Raw genomic sequence first — 26,976 nt, 5'->3', positions numbered from 1 at the left:
TATCACTTTTTTCCCGGCGAAACAGTTTGCAAATTATTTGAAACCCTCCCTTCCACTAACTACCCTGGCCGTTTTCAGGCCGCACATAGCACAAAAAAAGCCCCGATAAAATTACGGGGCTAACTTCTTAATTTACGCTTATTCCATTAGTAAAATCTTGCGCGATTATCTTCAATTTCTGCTTTTTCACGAAGGGCTTCAAACAGTCTTTGAGAAGCTCTCTGTCTTCTTTCTGCAGTTTCCTGTTCTGCTATTCCGCTATAAGAGTTCATTGCTGGGACTTCATTAATACTTTCAAGTTCTACCACATATACTCCTTTTTCTCCCGCGATAGGTTCGCTAACACTTCCCGGCTCCAAAGCAAATACAGCTCCTACAACTTCTGGTTCACTACCTGCGCCAGGCAATGTTGGATTGGCAAGATTTACCGCATTGGCGGTTTGCACAATAACATTGTGGTTAGAGGCTATCTCTTGAAGATTGTTACTATTAATTTGCTCTTTAAGAATTGCAGCCTTTTCTCTTTTAACAAGAATAGGAATTACTTCAGAAGAAGCATTTTCAACGCTCATTAATCCTTCTTTATTCTTAGAAGTTATTTGAGCTACAACATATCCTGAAGGAATATCAAAACGTTTTATATCTCCGACATTTGCCTCGTCTTCAAAGGCCCATTGCACCACTCTTCTTTGTTGCCCAATTCCTGGAATGTTTTCATCCAGCGCCTTTACATTATTTACGGTTCTGATATTATATCCCCCTTCTTCTGCCACTTTAGCAAAATCTCCATCGCCTGCAGCAATTTCAAATTTCGTAGTTTCATTATAAAGGTTATTTCTGGAACGTTCTGAAGCTTGCAATTCCCTGGCAATAGTGGCAATTTTCACAGCCTTTTCTCTTTCCGTTTGTTCTTCAATATGAATTACGTGATAACCAAAATCAGTCTCAACAACCCCGATATCACCAGCATTATTTTCTAAAATGAAATTATCAAATGCTGGTACCATAGCTCCGGGACCAAAATAACCGAGATCCCCCCCATCTTGATTATTGGAACGGTCGGATGAAAATTCAGCAGCTAGTTCAGCAAATTTACCCTTATCATTTCTAATCACAGCAGCGAGGCTATCGGCTAAAGCCTCTGCTTCTTCTTTGGTTCTGGTAACATCAGGAGCAAATTGTTGTCCCTGATAAGCCACAAGAATATGACTTGCTTTTGTTGAATCTGGAATTTCTTTGGTTTCTACCAATTTTGAAATTTTAAAATATCCATTATCCTTATAGGGACCAAAAGTCTCTCCTTGATCTAAACTAAAAAGTTCATCAGCAAATTCTGATGGTAATTCATTTTTAAACTTGAATCTACCTTCGTATGGAAGATCTGAATTTGCATTTACAAAATCCTCGTAGTCGGTTGTGTTATTAAATCCTGATAGGGTGTCATTTGCACTAGTTACCGCATTATACTCAACGCGATTATCCAATAGAGCAGTTAGGCTTTCTTTTGATTCCTTAATATCTTCTGTAGAGGCTTCTTCTTCAAAGAAAACATACCTAATATTTCTAGAAGCTTCCGTTTCAAATTGAGCTGGATTTTCTTGAATATAATTCTGAATTTCCTCTTTGGTCACCTCTACCTTTTCGTCTGGTACCGAAGAATAAGGCAACTGAACAAAGCGAAGGTCTACACTATTATTCTGAAAACGGTATGCCTGTTCAGCCTCGGTGAGTGTTGCACCAATCCCTGCCGTCACCATAGAGAAATACATATTTTGACGAGCAATATCTCCCATATTGCTCTCCATTTGCAACCATTGCTGGTAAGCTTCTGGTTGGGTAGCTCTTAAACTTGCAATATATTCTCGAACGCGATTTACATCAAAGACACCAGCTTCATTTGTAAAAGCAGGATTATTGCCCATCTGCATGCGCATCACCTCTTTAATTTGAGCTTCGCCGGCTCTTATTCCGAGCTCTTCTAATTCCTCTTTAAGAATAGTTTCACGGAGGGTTTGTTCCCATACTTGGTTCACTGCCTGCATAGTACTTGCATTTGAACCCATATTACGCTGATAAGCTTCTACCTGTCGTGCAAAATTCTCCCTACTCACTTCTTCACCGTTTACGGTTGCAATAGTATTTTGGTCCTTTTGCGAAGAAAAGCCTCCGTTACGGATTACATCGGCAAGCACAAAAGAGAAAAGTGCCAATGCAATGATAATGATCAAGAAAACAGAACGCTGTCTGATTTTATTTAATACTGCCATTTGTTGTTTTTTATCGAAATATAGTGGGCGAAAATAATGTTTTTAACCTAATTATAAAACTTATAATTTGCAAAATATTAACTAATCACCATTTAATCTAAGGGTTTTATTTTTAACTCCACCAATTCTATTTTAGTATTGGAAACTTCAAGGATTTTAAATAAGAAATTATCTATTTGCAATTCTTCATTCTGTTGGGGAATTTCCTCGGTATGATTTACAATATACCCGCCCAGGGTTTCATAATTTTCTCCCTCCGGGACATTAAACCTGTAGTTTTCGTTAAGGTAATCTACTTCTAAACGAGCTGAAAATTTAAAGTGGTTTTCTCCCAATTCCTCTTCGGTAAGCACCACGGGATCATGTTCGTCCTGGATTTCACCGAAAAGTTCTTCTACAATATCTTCTACGGTTATCATCCCACTGGTCCCTCCATATTCATCAATCACCACTGCAATACTTTTACGCTTTTTAGTGAGGTTATTCAAAACATCTTTCACCCACATAGTTTCGGGAACAAAAACAACCGGCAGAAGTATGGATTTTATAGAATCTGGTTTCTTAAAAAGCTCAAAAGAGTGCACATAACCTATAATATCATCTATGGTTTCGTTATATATTAGAAGTTTTGAAAGGCCGGTTTCCGTAAAGGTATTTACTAGATCACCAGGTGCCTGGTGTTGATCTACAGCAATAATTTCAGTTCTTGGAATCATTACTTCCCTCGCTTTTATATCGGAAAATTCCAGGGCATTCTGAAAAATCTGAATCTCAGAATCTACTTCTTCATCATCTTCCACTGTCTCCATCTGCTCGTTGATAAAATTCCCCAGTTCAACCTTACTAAAAGCCAGTTGCACTTCATCTCCTTCAGTTTTAAAAAATCTTTTCAGAATAACATCAGAAATCCAAATTACAAAAGAGGAAATAAGACCGAAAAGCAAATAGAAGATATAAGCGGGTACCGCGAAGAATTTCAACATTGAATTCGCGTAAATTTGAAAGAATACTTTTGGAAGAAATTCGGCAGTAAGCAAAATTAGAAGGGTAGAGATAACGGTCTGGGTGAAAAGACTAAGGTCCACCACAATATATTCAAGAAACGCACTATTAATTGGTTGCAGTCCCTGAAGCCAGTTCATTAACAAATCTCCCATAAAAAACCCGTATACCACCAGGGCAATATTATTTCCCACCAGCATCGTAGCGATGAATTTTGATGGCTTTTTGGTCAATCTTTTAAGAACGGTTGCCAAGAAATCATCTTGACGCTTTTCAATTTCAATATAGATCTTATTAGAAGAAATATAGGCAATTTCCATCCCGGAAAAGAAAGCAGATAAAATTAAGAAAAAGACAATTATGAGAATTTCAACTTCCATTACTCCCGCTTATTACGCTCTTCAATCTTACGTCTAAAACGTCTTTTAAAAAAGAACATAAAGATAGATATAATGACAAAAAAAATGAATAAATACGCCCTGCTGCGCTCGGTATTCCAAATTCTAAAACTTTCAAACAGGAAAAATGCAGCTATAAATAAATAAGCGTATTCAAAATATTTAAAATATTTACTCATCGGATTTATCATCTTTAATTATTTGAACCCCTACATTGGTTCGTGACCGAAAATTACCGAAATTTTGATTAGCATCAAAACCCTCCCCTTCGTTAAGTGCGCCATTTGGAAATCTTATCGTATTGGGCTTATCGGTAAATATCCAATTAATATTTTGATCCCAGAATAATTGTGAGGCTTCCAGACGCATACTATCGGCAGTATAAATCACTACATTTCCCTGCAGGTCTATAAGGTTTGTTCCATCGTAAATTATTCCGTAATCTGAAATAACAGTACTTTTCTTATTATTTTCGTCATAAATCTCCAGTTTCAGTCCCTGGGGAAACTCACGGTATGGGAATTCTTTATTGGTAAAATCCATCATTTTGGGACTTTTCAAATTTGCCACCAAACGCCCGGAATCCGTATACTTAAGGTTTATTCCCTCTGCAATGGCCTGTGGAGCATCACCTTCGATTTCTAAGGCACGAAGCTCATTGAGATTACCCTGGCATGAAAAAAGCATTGTCACGCCTAAGAGCGTGACAATGCCTGTTATTATTTCCTTATATGTTAATCTCATATTACATCTGTGGAATGCGCACGGTTTCCCCAATCCAACATCCAATGGTTATTGCTTCTCCAGCACTTCTACCCTCCTGAAATACATCAGATTTTTGTGGCGCTCTACCTCTATAGGCAGTAGCAGTTTGATTTGCTGTAGATGCAATAGAAGGGTCTACCCTTGCCGCTCTGGCAGCATAATCCGCTGCTAACCAATAAACAGCTCTTTTATTAAAAGTAGTATCACCACAACTGTTTGCACTTTGAGCGATCATATTAGCAATTTGCAAATAAGCATTACCTAAAGATGGTTTAGCATCAATTGCTTTTCTATAATAATTTCTGGCCTGTGAAAAACTACCTCTTTCTTTATAGTTAGAAGCAATTCTATAGAAAATCCTCGCTTTGTCACTTGGATCTTCTTCCAATTGGGCAGCTTCATTATAGTATTCTAGGGCTTTCGCTCGATCACCGTCAGCCTCTGCCAACTGGCCTAAAGAGTAGGCAGAACTTGCAGAAGGCTCTAATTCATGAAGTGCTTCAGAAACCTGGAAGAATAATGGATCTTCGGTACAATCTTTCGCAGATAATCTAGCGTTAGCATTCTGCAGCCAGTTAACATCATTTTTCTTTGCTTCAAAATCCTTCTTGTAAAGCGGGATTAAGTTATCACAATCCGCTCTTGCTCCTAGTTTAGCGTTAAGCGCATTTTTAACAGCATTGTAATTATTCAAATTAATCTCAGCATATTTAACCTGCTTTTTCTCCTTAGCTGTAAGCTCTTCTCCTGCTTCTTGTTTCTTTATTATTTCAGCCAGCCTTTGGGCTGCGTCATTTTCCTCTTCTTCAATTTTCTCCATTACTTTATCGTAACTATCAAAAACATCTTGAAGTTCTCTATCACCTGCATCTTGCATTTCAACCATTAGATCGAAATAAGCGTATAAACTTTTAGCACTGGTAAAATTCTCACGATCTTCTGTATAAGCTTTATCAAAAGCATTATACAATTCTTCCTTAGTACCTAATTTATGGTCGTATTTTAACTGGGCGATGTCAGCATAAATTTGCCCTGCTGAAGATTTGCTAGGATATAGTTCCAAACGTTCTTCCCAAAGATTTATAAGTTCTTGGATATACTGCTCCTTCTCGGCCCCTTCAGAATTTTCAATTTTATAATCAAGAACTCGCTCCCCATACTGAAAAGTTGCTAAACTATATTTAGGGCATTCTTCTTTAACTTTCATTAAAGGTTCATAAGCGGCATCGTAATTTTTAGCTTTTGCATCATCATAAGCCAAAGCTGCCATTGTAGCACAATCATTCGACTGTGCACTTAAAACACTTGAACCTAGCACGGCTCCTGTAATTAATGCTATAAATCTCGCTTTCATTTTCTTGTTTTATTATTGTGGTTAATTAAATTTTCTTCTTTCGAACCATCTTCTGGCTTCAGTTAAGGAAAGCCCAACTGAAAACCTTAAATAATCTTCCTGAATTAAACCTGAATCTGTCGTACCGCGCTGACCATACTCAAAGCCAAGGTTTATATTTGAAAATCCTGGTCCTACAGGTAGTCCAACTCCAAAAGTAATGCCAAACTCATTAATGTCCTGATTATTGACGCTCAAACCGGTCTCCTCGTACCTGAATCCAGCCCGATAAACAATCCGATTAAAATAATTCGTAATAGAATTATATTCTGGAATAAAGTATCCGCCAAATTTATATTGCGCAGCTTTGGCAAAATTTGCATTTGTTCCACCTGCACCATTTACACTTAAAAACGAATTATCATCGGTACTTACGTACTCTCCTCCAAAGAACCAAGTATTACTTTTACCCAGACCTAATCCTAAAGAATATTTGGATGGAAGTTGCAATTCTGAATCTGCAACCTCTAAATCTCTCTCTTCCACCACTAACTCACCCCTACCGGTAAAAGCGATAGTAGCCAGGCTCCTAGTGTTTTCAGCGTCAATGGTAGTAGTTGGTGAAAATGTGGCTGAGGCGTGTAAATTTAGCCCATTTTTAAGTTTTTGTTGAAAATCGGCTCCAAAATTATAACTAAACCCCAGGAGATCAGTTCTGCTTATATCTCGTGTTCCTAACTGAACATCTTCACGGACTATTGTTCTACGGTTTTGAAGATTTCCGAAGTTGTAATTCGCATCAACGCCAATACTTAAAGAAGGGATGACCTGATAACCAGCTGAAAGAAATACTTTATTCATTCCACCACGACCTTCTAACCTGCTAGCGACATCCTCCCTAACATCGAGAATTTGATATCCAACTGAGGTGTATGGTAAAACTCCAATTCCGAAACCAAGATTTCCTCCTACAGGCACTCCAATTGCTAAATAATCAAGAGAAGTTACCTTAGCATTATCCTCAGCATTATCTGAGTTAAGAGTCAACCTATCATGAGAGCCTCCTACGGCATATGTAGTTCTTCTTAACCTTCCGTAAGCGGCAGGATTTCTTAGGTTTAGATGAATACTGTCTGAAAACATACTTAAACCTCCCATAGACCTGTTTTCCACGGTCCCTTTAAAGGTGGTTAGTCCAATCCCGTAATATGAATAGGGCGATGACACATTCTCCTGAGCAGTAGCAACCACTGTAAAAAAAACAGCTACGATTACTATAAATCGTTTAATCATTGAGTCTTGTTAAATTCTAAAATGTAGTTTAAACCCTCTAAAAGAAAATTCGGGTTGGCAAATATGCCATTTTTTACCCGTTTTGACAAAATTTGCGTATCTCCTCCTGTTAAAATAATTGTTAAATATTTATAATCAGCTTTGTAACGTTTAATTATTCCATCCAACTCCGCTTCAACCCCGTTGAGTACGCCAGATAAAATACTATTTTTGGTAGAATTACCGATTAAAGGAAGGTATTCTTCCAGTTCAATCAAAGGAAGTTTCGCTGTAAAATGATGAAGGGCTTTTAATCTCATATGTAAACCAGGAGAAATTGCTCCCCCTAAATATTCATTCTTATCATTCTTGAAGTCAAAAGTAATACAAGAACCCGCGTCAATAATTAACAAATTTGAATCTTTATATTTTTCAGCACCAGCAGCTACAAGTGCTAGCCGATCTTTTCCTAGGGTTTGCGGAGAGTCATATATATTTTTAAATGGAAGCTTAGTGTTTTCATTTAAGAACAAAAGCTTAGTCTCTTTTTCCAGTATCTTTTCGATGTTGTAAGAATCATGTATAACCGTAGAAAGGATAGAAAATGCGATCTCTGGATGTTCTTTCCTAATTTTCTGAAATAATTCAAAAAAATTTTCATGCGAACAAGTATAAGATTTTAGAAGTTTATTATTCTGAAAAACAGCACTTTTTACGGCAGAATTACCTACATCAATAATTAAATTCATAGCAAAATGATTATACTGGCTAAATTACAAAAGCATTTTTTTAAATTTTCCTTTGTGAGATTATAAAAATGGATATATATTTGCAACCGCTTATAACAAAGCAACTGGTGCCTTAGCTCAGTTGGTAGAGCAAAGGACTGAAAATCCTTGTGTCCCTGGTTCGATTCCTGGAGGCACCACCTTAAAAGCCCGATACACATAGTGTTTTCGGGCTTTTTTAATTACCTGGATAAGAATTAGGATCAAGCCCAAAAACACCCTGAAACAGAGTATAAATAAATGATCAAGTCGCCCACGAAAAAAAAGGATAGGCGTTGCATGAAGTAAGTCTGAGACTCCAGGTGCCTAACCCAGAGGTCTACTGTATTCGCTAGCTGAGGTTTATTCCCCAATAAGGCTTAAGCTTGCATACAATGGGAAATGATCTGATCCAATATCCCTTAGGCGTAAAATATCGACTACTGCAAAATGCTCGGTTGTAAAAACATAATCCAAAGGCCAGCGTTTGAAAATGGATTTAGCACTATAAGTATTGTAAATCCCCCGGCCAATACGAACATCCTCGAGGAGGTCATCTTGCTTAAAAAGATCCTCTCGTGTCCAAGCAACGTCATTAAAGTCTCCTGCTACTACCCCAGGCATATCTGTTTTTTCAACCATTTTACCTATTTTCACTAAAGCAACCTCCTTATCATTGGTAGTATTTGGCTCACCTGGATAGGGAGGCACAGGATGCACCCCGTGGAACTTAAATATTTTTCCTGATGGTAGTTCAATAAGCGTATGGAAGGAAGGCACATTGTCGTAGGTCAAAAACTTAATTTGTTGGTTGAAAAGCGGGAATTTTGAATATAATATCATGCCATACGTGTTATTAAGCGGATACTCCATCCCGTAAGAATATTTATCATCAATGGATTGTAGGGCATTCTCCCACCACTGATCTGTCTCCATCAAAAGGATAATATCAGGCTCTCGATCATCAATGATATCAATAAGTTCTTGGACCTTTTTGTTGTGCAAGTAAACATTAGCAACTAATAGATCAAATGTCGAACCTTCAGGTGCCTCGGCTAGTGAAATACTTTTTAGTCTTTTTTCTCCCAGGTTTGTATAAGGATATAGATATTTAACCTGGATTACTATACTGGTAATTATCCCTAATATAAAAATCCATTGACCCCGATTCAGGTCTTTGCTTCCAAAACCACGTTTTAATATAAAAAACAAAACCAGTACCATAGATGATAAAATCAAGACCTGAATTCGTGGAAAGTCTAAAATTTTAACCCACCAGATTCTTTCGTTCGATATTAATGAACCCAGGGAAATAAGAATGGTAATCAACCCAATAAACACTAAAAGGTAATACAGAAACTTTTTCATATCAGATGAATTTGATTTTTAAATATAAAAAATTCATTTTCCATAAAACATCCACTTTTTTGGATTAACAAAAAACTCATTTATTTAGAAACTGTGAAATCTGCGACCTTTTTAGCCACTATAACTTAAATTGATTTAAGAAGATTAGAGTGACCAAGGAAACCCTAAAATAAAAAAAGCCTCTTTCCGAATACACGGAAAAAAGCTTCTCATTGGTTAGCCAAAATCTTCACAACACAAGATAATGGTCTGGCTAACTACACATCCCAACAAAATTGGGAAAACAACACAACTTAAATTTAATGCAAAAACCTTTTTAGAAAAACATTTGCTACACGATCCTAAAACCGTAAATTTTATTGAATTCACCCAACCAATCTGACGCCTACTACTTATAAAGTATTTTGAAGGATCATTTCAGAAGAAATTGATTTCTATCGTTAAACCAAAATCTAGGTAAACATAAAGTTTCCATAAGGGCTGGCAAATATACAATTTCTTCTTTCTATTTAACAAATAAAAAGATTAATCCCCGCATAAAAACTACGCTCTACAATAAGCGAAGGCAATATGCGGGTATAACTTCTAAGCTATAAAACCATCTATGAAAACCGATTACTAATTATGAAAAATAGTTATTATATTCCTTTTTTCATGAAAAATGATTACACTGTAATGACAAATGAAATATAAAAGGAGGATATAGAAACTAAATCCCTAAAGAAGGTGGAGATCCATCCGTTCCCACAATTTCAAGTGAATTTACCCCATAAAAAAAGCCTCTCATTCCTGAAAGGCTTTTGCAACTTTGCGGTCTGGACGAGACTCGAACTCTCTGTCCTAACTTATTCAAATTCAGCTCAGTATTTCAAATGAGCCGAAATAGCTCTCTTTTTCTATTGTTAAAGGGCTGCAATAGTACGAAAAAATATTCATTCGGTGCAAACATTTTTACCTTTAGGACTCGAACCCTCTGTCCCTAAATTTATGCAGGTCATGACATCCCTTCTACATCTAAATTCTAAGAATAGTAAATGAATAGGTCGTTGTCAAGATTTATAGCTTCTCTCATTCGCTCCAATGTGAAATTTCTATTTGAGTTGGATAAATCCCTCTCAAGGTCATCAATTGTGGTTACAAGGGTATCATCCTCAGAAAATTTAAACCACATAAAATTTTCTTGGGTATCACTTTTAAGGTTTTGCTTGTAAAGATTTTCCAGGGCACGAAGCTTTTGGATAAATTCATCCAGATCAACACGGTTTTGAAGGTATTCATTAAATAAAATGCTCACCCTATGACTATATTGATTTAAATTCTTCATTGTTATATTTCTTAAGGTCAAAGTTATATCCTTATTTCCTCATTTCAATCCTTTGGGAATATTTAAATATTAAATAGGTTGGACTTTCCTTATTAAAATTAAAAAGGGCAGCATCTCTGCCGTCCCCTTTTGAATTAATCCTCATACTCCCAATAATACTCCCCAGCATATTTATACTCTCCCCGGCAGCATTTAGCTATTGATGAGCTATTGATCCCAGTGAACCTTGAAGCTTCAGATACGGACTTATAACTTCGCACAAATTCTCCGTGCAAGTAAAATTGAAAAACCTTTTTCTTTCGCTTATCTTCTTCTGGTTTAAAATTTTCAGATAGTGTATAGCTCCAGGAATAACCACCACAATTTTTAATCTCTCCAAGACAAGCTTTGCTGATGGTTTTATTATCTAATCCAACAAATTCTGCTGCCTCTGAAAGGGATGAAAAAGTTGACAAGATGACTCCAGTTTCCAGATCATACATAAAAATATTCTTTTTCACCCCTCCTCCACGGTCAGCGTTATAGCCATCCTCCTTTGAATTAAATTTAATTACATACTCTCTTTCCTTTTCTGCCAATTCATTATTAGAGTCTGCGGTGTCAATTTGAACCCACTCGAAGGCTTCCGGGCCATAAGTCCTAATTGCTTCCTGGAATTCACCTCCAGTTTTTAGTCTCGCCTTTTGTAAATGATCTTTTATCCTACTTTCCAAAGTTTTTATAGTTGCTCCTATATATATTTTTCTTGTCAACTTATTTATGGCCTTGTATATAATCTTCATCTTCTAATTTTTACAGAGTTTAAAAGAATATACACTTCCTGAATTCCTCTTTTCAAGGGTTAAATCCATTTCAGAACAATACAACTTCATCCATTTGGTAAACATATGAGGTGATAAATCAGGAAGTTCTAATTGAAGGAGTTCCACAAAATCTTGTTGAACAATCCATTCATCAAGATCACACAATTCCATTACCGCTTCAACAAAAACTTTTGAGGTCAAATTTTCTAATCTACTCTTAGCATTTTCTTTCTGGTTGCCTTCTATTATTCCTTCTGACAGGAAAACTTGCACACATTCCATCATAAAATAGTAGAAAAGATCCCATTCCTCAGCGTCCCATTCCTCGAAGAATTTATTCCCAAAATCATCCACGGGGGAAAATTTGTCTGAATAAACATTTGCCAATTCAAACTCACATCTCCGTCCTCTATCTGAAGATCCCCCAGGTCCCTTCACATATGTATTTGATGTAATTAAGACTTTTGGCGATTGGGAATACGGTATGTCAAAGGCGCTCTTTCCTTTACGTTCAATCTCTATTGAGGTTGTTATTAGGGCAAAAAGGGAAGAGAAATTAAAATTAGGCTGGACATCATCATATAACATAAGATCTGTAGTCAATTCGATCTTTTGGAATTGAAAATTGCTATTTTCCTTCAGGTTTTTTCCATCAAATGTCACAATTTCTCTACAGAGGCCAATAGCTTGTGTTACTAAGGTTTTTCCCGTTCTTCCTTCGGCAAGCCCAGTCTCTTTCATTTTACTATCGTACAAAAGTACTGCCTTGGTCAATGCAGGATTTTTATAGCGGTGTAGGAGGTAACCTATTATGGATTGCAGACGTTGAAAATTATCAGTGCAACTACCTGATATTTTAAAACAGAATGATTCAAACTGACCTGTACCATCAGGTTTTTCTCCAATTTCCCAGGATCTAATGCGATTTTCCCAGATTGTATTTTTTAGAGTTGAATATTCAATCTCTTTAATAACATCCTTTTCAACCAGCATTATTTTATTTTTAAAATAAAATCTGGAGGATTGTGAATTATCCATATCAGATTCTAATTTTCTTTCACTTAGAAAACTTAGCCTACTTTTTTGAATTAGGGAGTTTATATTTTGGATTAAAATTTCAAAAACCTCAATTTTTGGATTTGACATTAAAAGGTAATCTCGGAGAAATTCAATTAATTCATCATTGTAAACTCTTCGAATCCTGTTATCCATACTTCTAACTACTACATAATCTCCTTCGGCAACCTTAATTCGGCAGAAGCCTGCTTCCGAAAGAACCATAATTACTTTTACATAACTCAATGATATTTTTCCAGTTTTTGGATCGACTGAATAAAAGGTCGTGCCGGTGTGTTTTTGTACTTCCATTGTTGTTTATTTATGTTAGCTCCAGAACCCTCGTGGTCTGAATTGGAAGCAAAACTATATGTAGTAAAAAGTTGAAATTTACCTGCAGTAGATCTGGTTCAGGTAATAACAAGGGTGGCAAGTTGTAAAATCAGCAGAAAAATATTGTATTTTTTTTCTGCCTCAGGTAATTAGATATCCAGTTCAGCCAGGATATCTTTTATTTTATTAATCTCGTCCTTATTTGTTAAAGGTGTATCGGAGCTTAGTTTATTCATAGAGAAATCAGCTTCAAAACATTTTGAAAAGGCACTCCATTCGCGATATGTTTTAATGCAATTTTTAATTCGCAACTCAATAATAAAGGTTACAAGTTGTGCTTTAATCCCTGCCCATTTAATCTTTTTTGATGGCTCTTTGTCGTTGAAGAATTGTTTAAAATATGTAAGGTTGGTTTCTACCAAACCCTCGTCCTTTAACCTTTTGTAAAAATCTTCAAAACGCCCCTCATCCTCCTCAAAATTCCGTAGATACTGGATGTTCCAGGTCTTCTTTTTTTCTTTCACATCATACTTACTACTAATATGAGTACTTTTTAATTCCTGGATATTTTGAGAAAATCTTTTTTTAATAATAACAAGATACTTTTCCGGTGCTTCGATTTGCTCCACTTGCTGTTCTACCCATTGGAGTTGATTTAAAACTAAATCTATAAATAAATTTTTAGAAGCAGAACTTTTTAGAGTAACTAAATACCTATTAAGCTCGACCTTGAGATTACCAAATTTTTCATCAACATCATCGGCAATATAATCTGATAATGTTCTGGTAAAATCATACCTGGTTTCAGGGAATTCATTATCAGCATTCACGTGAACACTATAACTTTCAGCATCAATAATAGTCGCTGTGATCTTTCGCGCGAATAGCCAAAATAACTGCTCTTGAAGAGAAAAATATTTTCTATTAATTATCTCTGGAATCTTTGCATCCACTATTATTGGATCTAAAGTCATAGCTATAATATTTACCAACACAGCACTAGATAGTACTGTGCGGCAAATATAATAATCTAGATTCCGTTTTCAGTGGTTTTGTTTTTAAGGAGAAACCGTCTCAAAAGGTTGGTTATCCAAAATACAGCATAACTCCCAGATCCTAATCTGGATCTAAAATCTCAAAATGATCATAATAGTATGCTCGCCCTTTTACCATAAAAACGGTTTTTAATTTCACCGTTACCTTAACACTGTCAACCCAAACCACCTCACATTTTTCAAGTTCCCCAATCTGGTGTTTAACCACCACTCGAAAAGGACAAAAGAGTTTTTTGAGTAAATTATTCCAGGTGATAATGTAAATGGTATCAGGCGAGCTATACCTTAAAACATCTGCTAATTCATCCTCGCTCATTACAAAAAAGCTATAGAATTAATTATGCAGGAACCAATTTCCAGTTCTGTTTTGCAGCGAATTAACCAGGTTTAGGGTTAAGTCGTAAGCATTTACATTACGTTCCAGATTCTGATCGATGTAAGAACTTTTATTAGCCTCGGTTAGAAGGTTAAAAATTCTCCACATATTAATTGATCCATCTTCCTTACGGGAGAAATTAGGATCGTGATAATAATTCTTTACAACCGTATTAATTTGACTGTCATTCAAGGAAACAGGGAAATATTGTTTCTGCTCCGTCTTATCCATAAACTGGTACATTCTCAGTTTACCAATGAAATGAGCAAATTGAGCCTGAGTAAGTTCATACCTACTCATACGTTCCATCATTCCCAGATGTTTCATTCGATTATACTGGCCCAGTAAGTTCTCCACTGCTTCAGATAACTGGTTTAATGAATTAACCCTTATCTGATCTGCCAAACCATCTGTACTAATACATAGATTGGTGCAAACCATATTTTTAAAACCTATGAACACCTTGAACTTTTCAGGACTTTTCTTACTAAAAAGATTCTCCTGGTTGTACGCTCTAACCCCGCCGATTGTTAAGGCAAGCTTATTTCCATTCACATTTTCCACAACTTCAGGAATTTCCATAACAAAAGCGCAGCGTTCGTAATATTTGGTTATCTGATGAGATTTAAGTTCTTTTGCTGGAATACCTATTGCTGAGGGAATCCTTCCTTTAATTAAGTGGGAAGTTCTTATTTCAGGCTCAGAGACACTGAATTCGGGAAATAAATCCTGGGCTATCTCCCTGGTTTTTAAAATAAATTCATAATGACTAATTGTACTCTCATTATCACGAGCAAATACGGGCACTACACAATCTTCTTTTAAATGTTTCAGCGTAACCTTTTTTGTATTTGCTTCAATAAAATTTGTTTTGTTGGAAGATACTACCTCCTTTTCCTCTACCATTTGATTTTGTATCGGGGATCTTGTGATTAATTCCATTTTTTTAATTTTTTGGTTGTTGTACTTTGTTTTCTTCGATTACCTGTGAATTACTGTCTTCAATAATGTTTTTTCGCTCAATTATTAAAGGGTATAATTCCTTGTGCAGGGAAGGGTATTTATCATAGATGTGCTTAAGCCCTGCAAGGTTATGGCACATTGATATCTCCTTTTTTATAGCTTCTAATGAAACACCTTCAGAACACCAGGATTTTAATTTCTTACCTGTAGCCTGGTTTATTACAAATTCTGGCTTATCCATAAACAAACCAGTGCGGTCTTTGGAAGCTTTTACCAGATGATTGTCATTAATGAATTCAAAGTTTACGGTTAATTCGTATTCTAGCCCTTCACGCTGTATTTCCTTAGTACCTAACTTCATTACACGTGTTTTTCCGTTCATATCCTTATCAAGGGAATAATCAACTTTTCGTCTGGTGGATACTAAAATGTGGCTTTTAGATTGTACTAAGGCATCAATAAATTGGTTATGTAATGGGGTTACCTTAGCCCAATCCTGGAACCTGCCTCCTAGTTTTTCGTGCATTTCCAAACATCCTCCCTTGCCAGACCATTCGTGAGATATGGAGTCCACGATTATCACCTCCATTTCAGCATCCTCGCAGGTTTTAATGGCTTCAATATATCGGTGTGGAGTGTAAGGTTCTTCAAGATTTAAAACGTTGAACTCGCCGAGATGGGAGTAAAGTGAGGCTGAATTGTTTTCAGTATCTATTACTGCAATTTTTTTCCAATCTTGAGTGATGCCGTAGGCAAGTAAGAGAGCAGACATAGTTTTTCCATATCCACTGGGACCGCTTAAGCCAATTCTTAATTTCACCTGGCTTCGCTGCGCTTGTTTTAATTTCATAATTTAGATTATTAGCTGTCATTAAGGTTGTGGTAGACCTTACCTAACAAAGTGATACAAAAAAAGAGCCCCTATGATTAGAAGCTCTTTCTGATTTCTATTAAACCTGAAGAATCAAATAACCATTCTTTCTTCCTCCAGGTTATTTTCCAATATTTCCTCTTCCTCTGTAACGAATACGTTTCTTTCAGAATAGGTAGTAATCTCACCAGTAATGGTATTGGTGTATTCATAAGGTTCTACCTGAACCCTCTTGATTTTTCCAGGGAGCTGTGTCCCAATAAGAGATTTACAAGAAGCCTCATCAAAGGTGCTTGATACCTGTGCAGTTTTAGCAGTAAAATAAACCTGCCCTGTTTCTTTGCTTTTTACAGCTTCCAATCCTCCTTGAACAACAAGTGCGTGGAAAATACCACCATCTTCTTTTTCGTAAGATTTGTAATCTACAATCGTAACCATAGTTCTTAAGATTTTAAAATTAATTATTGGAGACTATCTCCCAAGACCATAGCCGAGTGGGGGTTGAAAGCCCGTGAGGGCGGTTTAGGTTCTTTTATAAAAAACCTTTGAAGGAGGACAGAATTTACCTGGAGAGAAATGGCGGTGGCGGGGGTGCGCCCAAAATTTAATTAGACCCGGGGGTGTACTTTAGATTAAGATGCGCTTTCATTAAAAAAAGGAGGTAAAAATTTTGAAAAAAAAATTTAGTTTTGGCAAATTATAAATCATTTACAACAATGCTTTCAAACAGAATACGGGAACTTTCTCAGAGACTTAATGAATTGGTTTATCAGTTAGAAAACACAGATTACGATCCAGCCGAATTGGAGAAGGAATTTTTAGAATTAGATAAAAACTTCACTGATCTAGAGCAAAAAGTCTCTAAACAATTGGGTGACGATTCTGAAATATAGGTTTAAATGGCTTTAAAAAACTTGACGTCAACTTGTCAACTTTTAGCCGTTCCTAATAATAAGTAGGAGAAATTTTAACTAAGTATCTTCTTCCACCTTTCACCCAAACTTTCAAAAGCAAACCCAGTATTAGCAGGGCTGGAGCTGGGCAGGGAGACATAGGTAATCTTTCCTGATCTGTCAAAATACCTATCAAACAGAGATTCTGCCTTTGCTCCATTAAAGGCAATAACTTTTAGTTTAGGATGACTTTTAATAAAACCGGCTATATCATTAGGAACCTCATTTTGAATAGCAGAATCTAAGCTTCCATTTCTGTGGGCGGAATGTGCAACATCCCAAATCCCTAATTTGTTCTTTAATAGAAAAGCCTGTTTTTCTTTGTAGGTGAAGGGGAATGGCTCTTTAGTAATGGACGATAGAATTTTCCAGAATTTATTTCTGGGATGGGCATAATACTCTTGTAAAAGGAGCGATTTCTCACCTGGCATTGTACCCAATATTAAAATTTCGGTATCCTTATCTGCAATGGGTGGAAAGGACGTTTTGGGATTAGAACCTACCTGTTTTATTATTTTTTCTGTAGCTGGTATCTTTTTAGGCTTGGGAATATTTACTTCCTTTCCAAAACTTCCAGACTTAAGCGGTTCCACTCCACTCCATTCTATTATAATATTTCCAGAGGTTTCCTTGACCTTAAAATGAATACTATTTCTTCCTCCCAATTCTACCCCTTTAAAAGTATATGATTGATTAAAGCCTCCATCTTCGTGGTCAATATTCACTATTAAAATATCACCGCTACCAACATTATCAGTCTTTATTTTATAGGCTGAGCTTGCAGATCTTGTGGATGGTCTAATAGTTCTATTCCTGATAATTTCTGCCATTGCATCTAATTTTGAAAAAGAAAATTAAGAAAAAACTTTAGGATAAATACCTGGCGGTAAAATTGCTAATTCCCAAAAGAAACGTTAAAATTGTAGTTGCTACGATTGCACCACCCTACTCCGCGATCTCAGTTTAACCTTGAATATGAAACCTGCTATATGAGCGTAGAAAAATTAGATCTTGCTTCCCCCGATCTTGTGAATGAAAATATTGAAAAGATTGCTGCCTTACTTCCCAACTGCGTTACTGAAAGTGCTGATGGTAAAGCCATAGACTTTGATCTTCTTAAACAGGAGTTGAGTTATTCTATTGTAGAAGGGAATAAAGAAAGGTATCGACTGGAATGGCCTGGAAAAAGAGAAGCTATTGTGACTGCCAATCTACCTACTACAAAAACTCTGCGGCCCGTTCGTGAGGATTCTGTAGATTTTGATAACACTGAAAACTTGTACATAGAAGGAGACAACCTCGAGGTTCTAAAGCTCCTACAAGAAAGTTACTTAGGTAAAATTAAGATGATCTATATAGACCCTCCCTACAACACAGGAAGCGATTTCGTGTATAAAGACAACTTTAGTAAAAAAGTTAAGGAAGAATTGGTGGAAAGTGGACAAAAAGATGAATCTAATCTTCGTTTAGTAGCTAACCCTGAAACGTCGGGACGTTACCATTCTGATTGGTTAAGCATGATATATCCAAGATTGAAATTGGCAAGAAACCTTTTGGCAAATGACGGTGTAATTTTTATATCTATTGATGAACATGAAATTCATAATTTGAAGCGAATTTGTGACGAAATATTTGGCGACATTAATTCGATTGAAAATTTGATATGGACTAAGAATACTTCAAAAAATGATTCAAAGGAATATGCAACAACGCATGAATATATTTTGTGCTATGCAAAAAACAAACAGTTTAGAAGAGAATCCCGCCTCGGTTTCAGAGTTCCAAAACCTGGTTATAAAGAAGTTATGGCCCTGCAACAAAAATGGAATAATTCTAAGCCGACATTGGAGAAAGCACAAGAGGAATTAAAATCATTTTATAAGTCCAATAAAAAATTCAAAGGTATTTCTCAGTACAAGCATGTTGAAATAAAAAATAATGAATTTTTAGTTTTTCGTGAAGACAATGCTGCCTGGCCACAAGGAACAGGTCCTATGTATGATATAATACATCCCATAACAAAGAAAATATGTAATAAGCCTGCAAGAGGGTGGAGATGGAAGGAAGAAACAATGGAAAGCCTTTTAGAGCAAGATTTAATAGTCTTTGGGAAAGATGAAAACAAAACACCTCAATTTAAGAGACATTTATATAAGATGAGCACAGACGTGCAAAAATCTCATATCGTCAATAATGACAATGGAGAAAATGAAGTAAGACAAATTTTTGAATCAACATCATCATACATAGAGCATCCAAAACCAACCTCTCTTCTTCAAGAAATCCTTGGAGGCGTTGAAGTCTTAGATGATCAAGAAAATATAATTCTTGATTTTTTTTCTGGATCAGCAAGTACAGCGCAATCGACCATAAACCTCAATAGTATTGATAATGGAAGACGAAGGTTTATACTGGTTCAACTTCCTGAGCTGACAGATAAAAATAGTGATGCCTATAAAGCAGGATATAAAAATATCTGTGAAATAGGTGAAGAACGTATACGTAGAGCAGGCAAAAAAATTAAAGAAGAAACCGGAGCAGATTTAGATTACGGCTTTAGAGTATATCGTCTGGACGATAGCAATATGCAAGACGTCTATTATAAACCCCAAGAATATTTACAGGATAACTTAGAGTTATTTGCAGATAATGTTAAACCAGACAGAACAGCGGATGATCTACTTGCACAGGTAATGGTTGATTGGGGTCTGCCCCTATCTCTAAAAATAGAACGTGAAGAAATTTCAGGAAAAGAAGTGTTTAAAGTTGCCGGAAATTCTCTCTATGCTTGTTTTGATGAAGGAGTAGATGAAGAGTTTGCTAAAGCTATTGCGGATGATGCTCCTTTAAGAGTAGTATTTAAAGATAGTGGATTTAAAGATGATACGGCTAAGACAAATGTAAAACAGCTTCTTAAGCAGCTAAGTCCTGAAACTGAAATGAAAGTTATTTAAAATGAAATTACAATTTAAAGAACAGGATTTTCAGGTACAGGCAGTTGAAGCTGTTGTTAATTGCTTCAAAGGTCAAGCTTTAAAAACGAATCGCTTCACCCTGGAACGGAGTAAGGATCTTCTAAAAAAAGCAAAGCAGGTTGCTGCGGGTATTACCCAAACATCTGCCTTTGAAAATGAGGTTCTGGAGGATATTGGTTACAGGAATAGTTCTATTCAGGTTTCAGAAAGTCAACTTCTCAAGAATATCCAACAGGTACAAAAAGAAAATGACCTGCACGAGAGTCAGAAGATAGAACGCCCTAAGGGAGTCAAACTTGGTTATAATTTGACCATTGAAATGGAAACGGGTACTGGTAAAACCTATACTTATATCCGTACAATGTATGAACTTCAGAAAAAATATGGTTGGAGTAAATTTATAATCATTGTTCCAAGTATAGCAATTCGGGAAGGGGTTTATAAATCCTTTGAAGTTACTCAGGATCATTTTCAGGAATTGTATGGTCATAAGATCAATCCTTTTATTTACAATTCCGGCAAACCACAGGATATTGAAAATTTTGCTTCAGATAGCAGAATTAGTGTAATGATCATCAACACACAGGCTTTTAATGCCAGGGGAAAAGATGCCAGGAGAATTTATCAGGAATTAGATCAATTCGGCACCAGGAAACCTATTGAAATTATCTCTCAGACCAATCCGATTCTTATTATAGATGAACCTCAATCTGTAGATGGCAAAAAAACACTGGAAAGTATGCAGGATTTTAATCCTTTATTTACTATCCGTTATTCTGCAACCCATAAAGAAGATTATAATAAAATATATCGCTTAGATGCTTTAGACGCGTACAATAGGCGCCTGGTAAAAAAGATCCAGGTCAAAGGTATTAACCTTAAAGGATCTACAGGAACTACTGGATATTTGTACCTGGAGGGTATTAGCCTAAGCACGTCTAAACCTCCTTATGCTATTATTGAATACGAAAAAAGAACAACCTCAGGTTCTATCATTAAGAAAAGGGAGAAGGTTGAAGAAGGTTTTAACCTGTATGAGAATTCAGGTAATATGCCTGCTTATAAGAACCAAACCATTACAGAAATTAATGGTTATCTCAATAAAATTGTTGTTGCCGGGCAGGACATATATCCTGGAGATATTTTGAATGATAAGGATGAAAATGCTTTCCGAAGAGTCCAGATACGAGAATGTATCCTTTCCCATCTACAAAAAGAAAAGCAGCTATACCAAAAAGGAATAAAGGTCTTGTCTCTATTTTTTATAGATTCTGTTGAAAAGTATCGTGTTTATGATGTAGATGGGGAGGAAGCATTGGGAGAATATGCTCGAATTTTTGAAGAAGAATACAATAAGGTGCGCAGCGAGTTCCTTGATATTTTCCAGGAAGATTATAATGATTATCTAAAAGAGACAGACCCAGGGAATGTGCATAAAGGTTATATGCCAACTTATGATCAGTACCTAAAACGAGATGATGCTGAAGAAGTGCATCAAGGTTATTTCTCAATAGATAAGAAGAATAGATTAACAGATCCAACGGTAAAGAGAGGTTCAGAAGATTCAGAAGATATTAGTGCCTATGATCTAATAATGAAGGATAAGGAACGCTTGTTAAGCTTTAAGGAGCCTACACGTTTCATATTCTCTCACTCTGCTTTAAAAGAAGGTTGGGATAATCCAAACGTCTTCCAGATATGTGCTCTAAAAAATCCTGAAACAGGTAGTCTTACCAGGCGAAGGCAAGAAGTAGGAAGAGGTATGCGCTTATGTGTAAATAAGAATGGTACACGTCTTGACTTTGACACAGTAGGAGATCAGGTCCACGAGATCAACAAGCTTACTGTTATCGCGTCTGAAAGTTATGAAGCCTTTGCTAAAGGGCTACAGAAGGAGATTGCTGAAACTTTAAAGGACAGACCACAAAAAGCCGATATAAACTACTTCATTGGAAAGTTGGTTAAAAATGAAAAAGATGAGGAGCATCGGATAACTGAAAAAGAATCAAATTACCTGAATAAAACTCTTTTTGCTAATGGTATAATTGATATTGACGATAAGATCACTGATGTTGGAAGAGAACTAATTGAGAAAAATGAAGTGCCTTTACCCTATGAATTGAAACCATATCAGGAAGCAGTTACCAAACTTCTAAAATCTGTTTACACCGGGGAAGAATTTAAACCTGAAGATGAACGGCAGACTGTAGTTCTAAACACCAATAAAAATTTCCATAAGAAGGAATTTCAGGAACTATGGGAGAAAATAAATCTGAAGACCATTTATGAGGTGAAATTTGACACCGCATTACTTATTGAGGATAGTAAGATCAAAATAAATGCCCAGCTAAATATTGGTGACAGGATTTATGAGGTCAAAACAGGGGAACTACAGGATGGTACCAAAAAACAAATGGAAGAAGGTGATTTGGTAAGGGAATCCAATCGGGAATACCTGAAAATTAAGAATGACCTTTACACCAATACCTTATACGATATAGTTGGAGAGATTGAAGTTCACACCAACCTTACCAGAAGAACCATTGTTGCAATTTTAAAAGCTATTAAAGAGGAGAAATTCCTGCTGATCCGTAAAAACCCCGAGGAGTTTATTTCAAAGTGTAGTAAGCTAATAAATGAGGTGAAGGCAAGCCTAATCATCAATAATATCATCTACCATAAAACAGAAGAAAGGCACGATGCTAAGACGGTCTTTACGAATGATAAATCAACTCTAAGGGATTCTGATCTGCTTAAAAAGCATATCTATGACTTCTTAACTTCAGATTCAAAAATTGAGTCCAATTTCGCCAAAGCCTTAGAGACCAGTACTGAAGTAGTAGTTTATGCCAAGTTACCTAAAAGCTTTACTGTTTCTACACCGGTTGCAAACTACAGTCCGGATTGGGCTATAGTATTTGACAAGGACAAAGTGAAGCAAGTTTATTTTGTAGCTGAAACAAAAGGTTCAGACTCAGATATGGATTTGAGGGAAATTGAAAAACTGAAGATTCACTGTGCCACAGAACATTTTAAAGAAATAAGTGGTAACCAGGTGCGGTTTGAAAAAGTAAGCAGCTATGAAAAGCTGATGGATATTGTGCAACTAAAACAAATGAATGAAGCTAATAGATAATGTAAATACTCATTTAGGTGACGATCTAAAGCAGAGTATTAGGAAAGGCAGCAAACTTAGTATTGCAGCCGCTTCCTTTTCTATCTATGCGTTTGAAGCTTTAAAAAAAGAGTTAGGCAAAATTGAAGATCTGCGATTTATCTTTACCTCTCCTACTTTTATAGAAGAAGAATTTAAAAAGCACAGCAGGCAATTTTACATTCCACATATTGTAAAAGAATCTGAATTATGTGGTGGTGAATTTGAGCTTAGGTTGATGAACCAGCTTAATCAACGAGCCATTGCCAAGGAATGTTCAAAATGGGTAAAGGAGAAGGTTACATTTAAAACCAATAAGCATAGCAATCAGCAGCTTAACGGAATGATCCACTTAAAGAATGGAAATGGTGAAGCTTATTCTTATACCAATGTAAATAGTTTTACAACTTCAGATCTCGGGATTACCAGTAAAAAGGGATTTCCTACCCTCATACAAAAAACAAAATTCCCCGACAGTAAAGCATATCTAGAGTGGTTCAACCAGATCTGGGAAAACAATGATGATCTTACCGACGTAACAAATAAGGTTCAGGATTATTTTGAGAGCGCCTACAAAGAAAACAGTCCTGAGTTCATTTACTTTATTACCCTTTATAACATCTTTAATGACTTCCTGGATGATATCTCGTTAGAAACCCTACCGGATGATCAGATAGGCTTTAAAGAAACTGTTATTTGGGAACGACTTTATAATTTCCAGAAGGATGCTGTTATTGGAAGCATTAATAAACTGGAGAAATACAAGGGCTGTATTCTTGCAGACAGTGTAGGTTTAGGAAAAACCTTTTCTGCACTTGGAGTTATAAAATACTATGAGATGCGAAACAAGGATGTTCTGGTTCTTTGCCCTAAAAAATTAGAAGCAAACTGGAACACCTTTAGGTATAATGACAAGAATAATATACTTGCTAAAGACAGATTAAGGTATGACGTTCTTTTCCATACAGATCTTTCCAGGGAAAGAGGAGTGAGTAATGGAAGGCAACTGGAAAATGTGAACTGGGGCAACTATGGCTTAGTAGTTATAGATGAATCCCATAATTTCAGAAATAATAATCCCAATGCAGATAGGGAGAATAGGTACCAAAAACTTCTAAGAAAGATCATCAAGGAAGGAATTGAAACGAAAGTTATGATGCTCTCTGCTACCCCGGTGAATAATCGGTTCAATGATCTAAAGAATCAATTAGCTTTAGCCTATGAAGGGGAAGCAGCAAATATTGACAATCGACTTGACACCACTTCCAGTATTGATCTAATTTTTAGAAGAGCTCAACAAGCATTTAATGCCTGGAGTAAGTTTGAAACAGAGGAAAGAACCACTGAGAAACTTCTGGATATGCTTGATTTCGACTTTTTTGAAATCCTGGATTCCTTGACCATAGCAAGATCCAGAAAACATATTACCACCTATTACGATACGACAGATATTGGAAAGTTCCCAAAAAGGAATAAACCTCTCTCTATCCAGTCCCCTCTTACAAATAATAATGGGATCACCTATGAGGAGATTGCTGAAAAACTCACGCTTCTAAATTTATCCATATATACTCCTTTAAATTATATCCTGCCAAGCAAGCTTCAGTCATATGCAGATCTATATGATAAAGAAGTAAGGTCTGGATCAGGAAGATTATCCCAAATGGACAGGGATAATAGTTTGAGGACTTTAATGCGTATCAACCTTCTGAAACGGCTGGAAAGTTCTGTAGATTCTTTCCGCCTTACCCTTGAGAATGTTATTTCCCAGATAGAAAATGTAATGAAAACTATTAAAAAAGGGGATGGTGGAGATTACGAAGGGATTCTGTCACGGCTAGATGATGAAAATTTTGATTGGGAATCAGATTGGGGTGATGAAGAACAGGTAATAGGCAAGAAAATAAAGGTTCATATTTCTGATATGGATACTACTAAATGGGAAGAGGATTTAGGGGAAGATCTTTTCATCCTAAATGACCTATGGAGTAAAATTGTGGATATTGCAGGGGAGGACGATGTGAAGCTTCAGAAGCTTATATCACTTCTGGAAGATAAAATTGAAAATCCTTTAAATCCCGGCAACAAAAAAGCTATTGTATTTACAGCTTTCGCAGACACTGCAAATTATCTGTACGAGTACATTAAAGAGCACTTCAAGAAGAAATATGGAATTCATAGTGCACTTATAACAGGCTCCAGAAAATTAAGTACTTCTAAACAAGTACCTCCGGATATTAATGCAATTCTTACTTGCTTCTCACCTATTTCAAAAGATAAGAATCAGCTTTACCCGAAGATTACAGACTCTATAGAAATCCTTATTGCTACAGACTGTATTTCTGAAGGACAAAATTTACAGGATTGTGATTACCTCGTTAATTATGACATCCATTGGAATCCTGTGCGTATTATTCAGAGGTTTGGTAGAATAGATCGTATTGGTTCAAAGAATGAGAGTATTACAATGGTAAATTTCTGGCCAGATATTACTCTTGATTCTTACATTAACTTGAAGCAAAGGGTAGAAAGTAAGATGCTCATTAGTAATATGACCAGTACAGGGGATGATAATATCCTTAATACAAAAGAAAAGGATCTTGAGTACCGTAAGATCCAGCTACAAAGTTTAAGAGATGAAGTTCTTGACCTGGAAGATCTCAAAGAAGGAGTGAGTATTACAGACCTTGGACTAAATGACTTCAGAATTGACCTCTCTAATCTTATAAAAGCCAACGGAGAGCTGAAGAATATTCCAGAAGGATTACACACAGTTGTGAAATCCAATGAACACCTTTCCCCCGGTGTAATTTTCATCCTGAAGAATATCAATAGCAGCGTCAACATAAATAAGCTGAACAGGCTGCACCCCTACTACCTGGTTTATATGCGGAATAATGGAGAAGTAGTCTATAATCACGTAGAGCCAAAGAAGATATTAGATTCAATGCGTATGGCTTGTAAGGGGGTAAGTTCTCCCCTGGGAGATCTCTGCAAAACATTGAGTGATGAGACCGATGATTACCAGGAAATGAATAAATATTCTCAGCTACTCAAACAAAGCATCAGTACCATCTTACAAAGAGAGGAAGAGAAAGATGTAATGAGTTTATTTCAGGCAGGTGGCACAACAGCCTTACAGGATAAATTAAAAGGTATAGAGGACTTTAAATTAATCTCTTTTTTAATCGTGAAATAGATGGAATTTTTTGATCTCCCAGACAAAGTAAAAGTGAACCGCGTGGTTCCTAAAAATGCTTTTGACTCCTTTACAAATAGTAAACAAAAACAACTGTTTACAGATCTTATTAAAAGGATCACCTGGTCTTACAAACTATCTGAGACCACCACCAACCTACCTGCCAAAGAAGTTAAGGAGATCCAGATATTTTATGTTGAATTAAAACAGAATGAAAAGGTACAGGCTCTCTTGGATATTATAGATAAATCTATTCCCTACCCTATAATATTTCTGGTGAACTCTGATGAGGATTACTATTTTTCCACCTCTACCAAGCACCCTCATCCAGTTAATGAGAATATTTCTGTAATTGATTGGACCTTCAATTCAGAATGGATGAAGGAAGAGGAAATGCATAGATATTCACTACCCTTAAAGAAAAGCCTTGATAATGTGTATGAAGGATTTTGCTACCAATTAGCAGGCGAGAATAAAACTTCATCCCTGGCAGACTTAGTAGAAAACCAGGAGAAACAAGCAACTTTGAAAACTGCAATTGACCAGCTACAAAGGAAAATTAAAAGCTCTAAAACTCAATTTAGGGATAAGGTAGAACTGAATCAGGAATTGAATAAAAAGAAAAAGGAGCTTAAGGCTCTATTAAGTAGTACTCTGAAAACGATGAAATAAGTTGACAAGTCAAGTTGTCAAGTTTTACTCGAGCTCATAAGGTACCTTTACAGAAACAAATAATTTTTCT

At 36.2% G+C, this 26,976-nt stretch carries 21 protein-coding genes and 1 tRNA gene; 6 read left to right on the top strand and 16 right to left on the bottom strand.

The window, feature by feature from the left end:
• Positions 1-146: 146 nt before the first annotated feature.
• The 6 genes from DET49_RS02425 to DET49_RS02395 all read right to left on the bottom strand — a co-directional run bounded on the left by DET49_RS02425 (position 147) and on the right by DET49_RS02395 (position 7,786).
• The gene (locus tag DET49_RS02425) at positions 147-2,267 is read right to left on the bottom strand and encodes a peptidylprolyl isomerase (RefSeq protein WP_133546563.1); all 2,121 of its coding nucleotides are present in this window, start codon (positions 2,265-2,267) and stop codon (positions 147-149) included.
• Between the two features lie 92 nt (positions 2,268-2,359).
• Positions 2,360-3,649 (bottom strand): hemolysin family protein, encoded by a 1,290-nt coding sequence (locus tag DET49_RS02420; protein WP_133546562.1) that lies wholly within the window; start codon positions 3,647-3,649, stop codon positions 2,360-2,362.
• Positions 3,650-3,838: 189 nt separating this feature from the next.
• Positions 3,839-4,411 (bottom strand): LPS export ABC transporter periplasmic protein LptC, encoded by a 573-nt coding sequence (gene lptC, locus DET49_RS02410; protein ID WP_133546560.1) that lies wholly within the window; start codon positions 4,409-4,411, stop codon positions 3,839-3,841.
• A 1-nt stretch (position 4,412) separates the two neighbouring features.
• Entirely contained in the window at positions 4,413-5,786 is a 1,374-nt protein-coding gene (locus tag DET49_RS02405) for a hypothetical protein (RefSeq protein WP_133546559.1), read from the bottom strand.
• Between the two features lie 21 nt (positions 5,787-5,807).
• A complete protein-coding gene (locus DET49_RS02400) occupies positions 5,808-7,058 on the bottom strand; it encodes a hypothetical protein (RefSeq protein WP_133546558.1) in 1,251 nt (416 codons plus the stop codon).
• On the bottom strand, positions 7,055-7,786 hold the full coding sequence (locus tag DET49_RS02395) for a type III pantothenate kinase (protein WP_133546557.1): 732 nt from the start codon (positions 7,784-7,786) through the stop codon (positions 7,055-7,057). The genes DET49_RS02400 and DET49_RS02395 overlap by 4 nt, the downstream gene beginning before the upstream one ends.
• A 106-nt stretch (positions 7,787-7,892) precedes the next feature.
• Here DET49_RS02395 and DET49_RS02390 point away from each other — a divergent pair.
• Positions 7,893-7,965 (top strand) — tRNA-Phe (locus tag DET49_RS02390).
• A gap of 202 nt (positions 7,966-8,167) precedes the next feature.
• Here the strand turns inward: DET49_RS02390 and DET49_RS02385 are convergent.
• The 9 genes from DET49_RS02385 to DET49_RS02345 all read right to left on the bottom strand — a co-directional run bounded on the left by DET49_RS02385 (position 8,168) and on the right by DET49_RS02345 (position 16,391).
• On the bottom strand, positions 8,168-9,172 hold the full coding sequence (locus DET49_RS02385) for an endonuclease/exonuclease/phosphatase family protein (protein WP_133546556.1): 1,005 nt from the start codon (positions 9,170-9,172) through the stop codon (positions 8,168-8,170).
• Between the two features lie 1,021 nt (positions 9,173-10,193).
• Positions 10,194-10,496: a hypothetical protein gene (locus DET49_RS02380; protein WP_133546555.1), complete on the bottom strand. Its 303-nt coding sequence runs from the start codon at positions 10,494-10,496 to the stop codon at positions 10,194-10,196.
• Between the two features lie 134 nt (positions 10,497-10,630).
• On the bottom strand, positions 10,631-11,278 hold the full coding sequence (locus tag DET49_RS02375) for an NUMOD1 domain-containing DNA-binding protein (RefSeq protein WP_133546554.1): 648 nt from the start codon (positions 11,276-11,278) through the stop codon (positions 10,631-10,633).
• Positions 11,279-11,281: 3 nt separating this feature from the next.
• On the bottom strand, positions 11,282-12,667 hold the full coding sequence (locus tag DET49_RS02370) for a primase-helicase family protein (protein ID WP_133546553.1): 1,386 nt from the start codon (positions 12,665-12,667) through the stop codon (positions 11,282-11,284).
• 170 nt (positions 12,668-12,837) lie between these two features.
• A complete protein-coding gene (locus tag DET49_RS02365) occupies positions 12,838-13,662 on the bottom strand; it encodes a hypothetical protein (RefSeq protein WP_133546552.1) in 825 nt (274 codons plus the stop codon).
• 142 nt (positions 13,663-13,804) lie between these two features.
• Positions 13,805-14,059 carry a hypothetical protein gene (locus DET49_RS02360; protein ID WP_133546551.1) on the bottom strand — a complete coding sequence of 85 codons (255 nt, stop codon included), beginning with the start codon at positions 14,057-14,059 and terminating at the stop codon, positions 13,805-13,807.
• Positions 14,060-14,077: 18 nt separating this feature from the next.
• Positions 14,078-15,061: a DUF3871 family protein gene (locus DET49_RS02355; RefSeq protein ID WP_133546550.1), complete on the bottom strand. Its 984-nt coding sequence runs from the start codon at positions 15,059-15,061 to the stop codon at positions 14,078-14,080.
• 4 nt (positions 15,062-15,065) lie between these two features.
• Positions 15,066-15,932: an AAA family ATPase gene (locus DET49_RS02350; RefSeq protein WP_133546549.1), complete on the bottom strand. Its 867-nt coding sequence runs from the start codon at positions 15,930-15,932 to the stop codon at positions 15,066-15,068.
• A gap of 114 nt (positions 15,933-16,046) precedes the next feature.
• A complete protein-coding gene (locus DET49_RS02345) occupies positions 16,047-16,391 on the bottom strand; it encodes a hypothetical protein (protein WP_166636528.1) in 345 nt (114 codons plus the stop codon).
• Between the two features lie 278 nt (positions 16,392-16,669).
• On the opposite strand from DET49_RS02345, the gene DET49_RS18375 reads away from it, so the two are divergent.
• Positions 16,670-16,846: a hypothetical protein gene (locus DET49_RS18375; protein WP_166636527.1), complete on the top strand. Its 177-nt coding sequence runs from the start codon at positions 16,670-16,672 to the stop codon at positions 16,844-16,846.
• A gap of 74 nt (positions 16,847-16,920) precedes the next feature.
• Here the strand turns inward: DET49_RS18375 and DET49_RS02340 are convergent, their stop codons facing one another.
• The gene (locus tag DET49_RS02340; protein ID WP_133546547.1) at positions 16,921-17,736 is read right to left on the bottom strand and encodes a DNA-deoxyinosine glycosylase; all 816 of its coding nucleotides are present in this window, start codon (positions 17,734-17,736) and stop codon (positions 16,921-16,923) included.
• A 159-nt stretch (positions 17,737-17,895) separates the two neighbouring features.
• On the opposite strand from DET49_RS02340, the gene DET49_RS02335 reads away from it, so the two are divergent.
• Genes DET49_RS02335 through DET49_RS02320 form a run of 4 tightly spaced genes read left to right on the top strand, consistent with a single transcriptional unit; the run spans position 17,896 to position 26,906 of the window.
• A complete protein-coding gene (locus tag DET49_RS02335) occupies positions 17,896-19,860 on the top strand; it encodes a site-specific DNA-methyltransferase (RefSeq protein ID WP_133546546.1) in 1,965 nt (654 codons plus the stop codon).
• A gap of 1 nt (position 19,861) precedes the next feature.
• A complete protein-coding gene (locus DET49_RS02330; RefSeq protein ID WP_133546545.1) occupies positions 19,862-23,017 on the top strand; it encodes a type III restriction-modification system endonuclease in 3,156 nt (1,051 codons plus the stop codon).
• Positions 23,001-26,234, top strand: a complete 3,234-nt coding sequence (locus DET49_RS02325; protein WP_133546544.1) for a helicase-related protein — start codon at positions 23,001-23,003, stop codon at positions 26,232-26,234. The genes DET49_RS02330 and DET49_RS02325 overlap by 17 nt, the downstream gene beginning before the upstream one ends.
• Complete coding sequence (locus DET49_RS02320) at positions 26,235-26,906, top strand: DUF4391 domain-containing protein (protein WP_133546543.1); 672 nt, start codon at positions 26,235-26,237, stop codon at positions 26,904-26,906.
• The last annotated feature ends 70 nt before the right edge of the window (positions 26,907-26,976 follow it).

It is taken from the genome of Salegentibacter sp. 24, assembly GCF_004362395.1.
Classification (GTDB): Bacteria; Bacteroidota; Bacteroidia; order Flavobacteriales; family Flavobacteriaceae; genus Salegentibacter.
This window is presented reverse-complemented; position numbering and strand designations above follow the sequence as displayed.

What these genes read in the sequence shown, in the direction of transcription:
- DET49_RS02425 (WP_133546563.1), bottom strand. Translation starts at nt 2,267, where the DNA reads ATGGCAGTATTAAATAAAATCAGACAGCGTTCTGTTTTCTTGATCATT.
- DET49_RS02420 (WP_133546562.1), bottom strand. Translation starts at nt 3,649, where the DNA reads ATGGAAGTTGAAATTCTCATAATTGTCTTTTTCTTAATTTTATCTGCT.
- lptC (WP_133546560.1), bottom strand. Translation starts at nt 4,411, where the DNA reads ATGAGATTAACATATAAGGAAATAATAACAGGCATTGTCACGCTCTTA.
- DET49_RS02405 (WP_133546559.1), bottom strand. Translation starts at nt 5,786, where the DNA reads ATGAAAGCGAGATTTATAGCATTAATTACAGGAGCCGTGCTAGGTTCA.
- DET49_RS02400 (WP_133546558.1), bottom strand. Translation starts at nt 7,058, where the DNA reads ATGATTAAACGATTTATAGTAATCGTAGCTGTTTTTTTTACAGTGGTT.
- DET49_RS02395 (WP_133546557.1), bottom strand. Translation starts at nt 7,786, where the DNA reads ATGAATTTAATTATTGATGTAGGTAATTCTGCCGTAAAAAGTGCTGTT.
- DET49_RS02385 (WP_133546556.1), bottom strand. Translation starts at nt 9,172, where the DNA reads ATGAAAAAGTTTCTGTATTACCTTTTAGTGTTTATTGGGTTGATTACC.
- DET49_RS02380 (WP_133546555.1), bottom strand. Translation starts at nt 10,496, where the DNA reads ATGAAGAATTTAAATCAATATAGTCATAGGGTGAGCATTTTATTTAAT.
- DET49_RS02375 (WP_133546554.1), bottom strand. Translation starts at nt 11,278, where the DNA reads ATGAAGATTATATACAAGGCCATAAATAAGTTGACAAGAAAAATATAT.
- DET49_RS02370 (WP_133546553.1), bottom strand. Translation starts at nt 12,667, where the DNA reads ATGGAAGTACAAAAACACACCGGCACGACCTTTTATTCAGTCGATCCA.
- DET49_RS02365 (WP_133546552.1), bottom strand. Translation starts at nt 13,662, where the DNA reads ATGACTTTAGATCCAATAATAGTGGATGCAAAGATTCCAGAGATAATT.
- DET49_RS02360 (WP_133546551.1), bottom strand. Translation starts at nt 14,059, where the DNA reads ATGAGCGAGGATGAATTAGCAGATGTTTTAAGGTATAGCTCGCCTGAT.
- DET49_RS02355 (WP_133546550.1), bottom strand. Translation starts at nt 15,061, where the DNA reads ATGGAATTAATCACAAGATCCCCGATACAAAATCAAATGGTAGAGGAA.
- DET49_RS02350 (WP_133546549.1), bottom strand. Translation starts at nt 15,932, where the DNA reads ATGAAATTAAAACAAGCGCAGCGAAGCCAGGTGAAATTAAGAATTGGC.
- DET49_RS02345 (WP_166636528.1), bottom strand. Translation starts at nt 16,391, where the DNA reads ATGGTTACGATTGTAGATTACAAATCTTACGAAAAAGAAGATGGTGGT.
- DET49_RS18375 (WP_166636527.1), top strand. Translation starts at nt 16,670, where the DNA reads ATGCTTTCAAACAGAATACGGGAACTTTCTCAGAGACTTAATGAATTG.
- DET49_RS02340 (WP_133546547.1), bottom strand. Translation starts at nt 17,736, where the DNA reads ATGGCAGAAATTATCAGGAATAGAACTATTAGACCATCCACAAGATCT.
- DET49_RS02335 (WP_133546546.1), top strand. Translation starts at nt 17,896, where the DNA reads ATGAGCGTAGAAAAATTAGATCTTGCTTCCCCCGATCTTGTGAATGAA.
- DET49_RS02330 (WP_133546545.1), top strand. Translation starts at nt 19,862, where the DNA reads ATGAAATTACAATTTAAAGAACAGGATTTTCAGGTACAGGCAGTTGAA.
- DET49_RS02325 (WP_133546544.1), top strand. Translation starts at nt 23,001, where the DNA reads ATGAAGCTAATAGATAATGTAAATACTCATTTAGGTGACGATCTAAAG.
- DET49_RS02320 (WP_133546543.1), top strand. Translation starts at nt 26,235, where the DNA reads ATGGAATTTTTTGATCTCCCAGACAAAGTAAAAGTGAACCGCGTGGTT.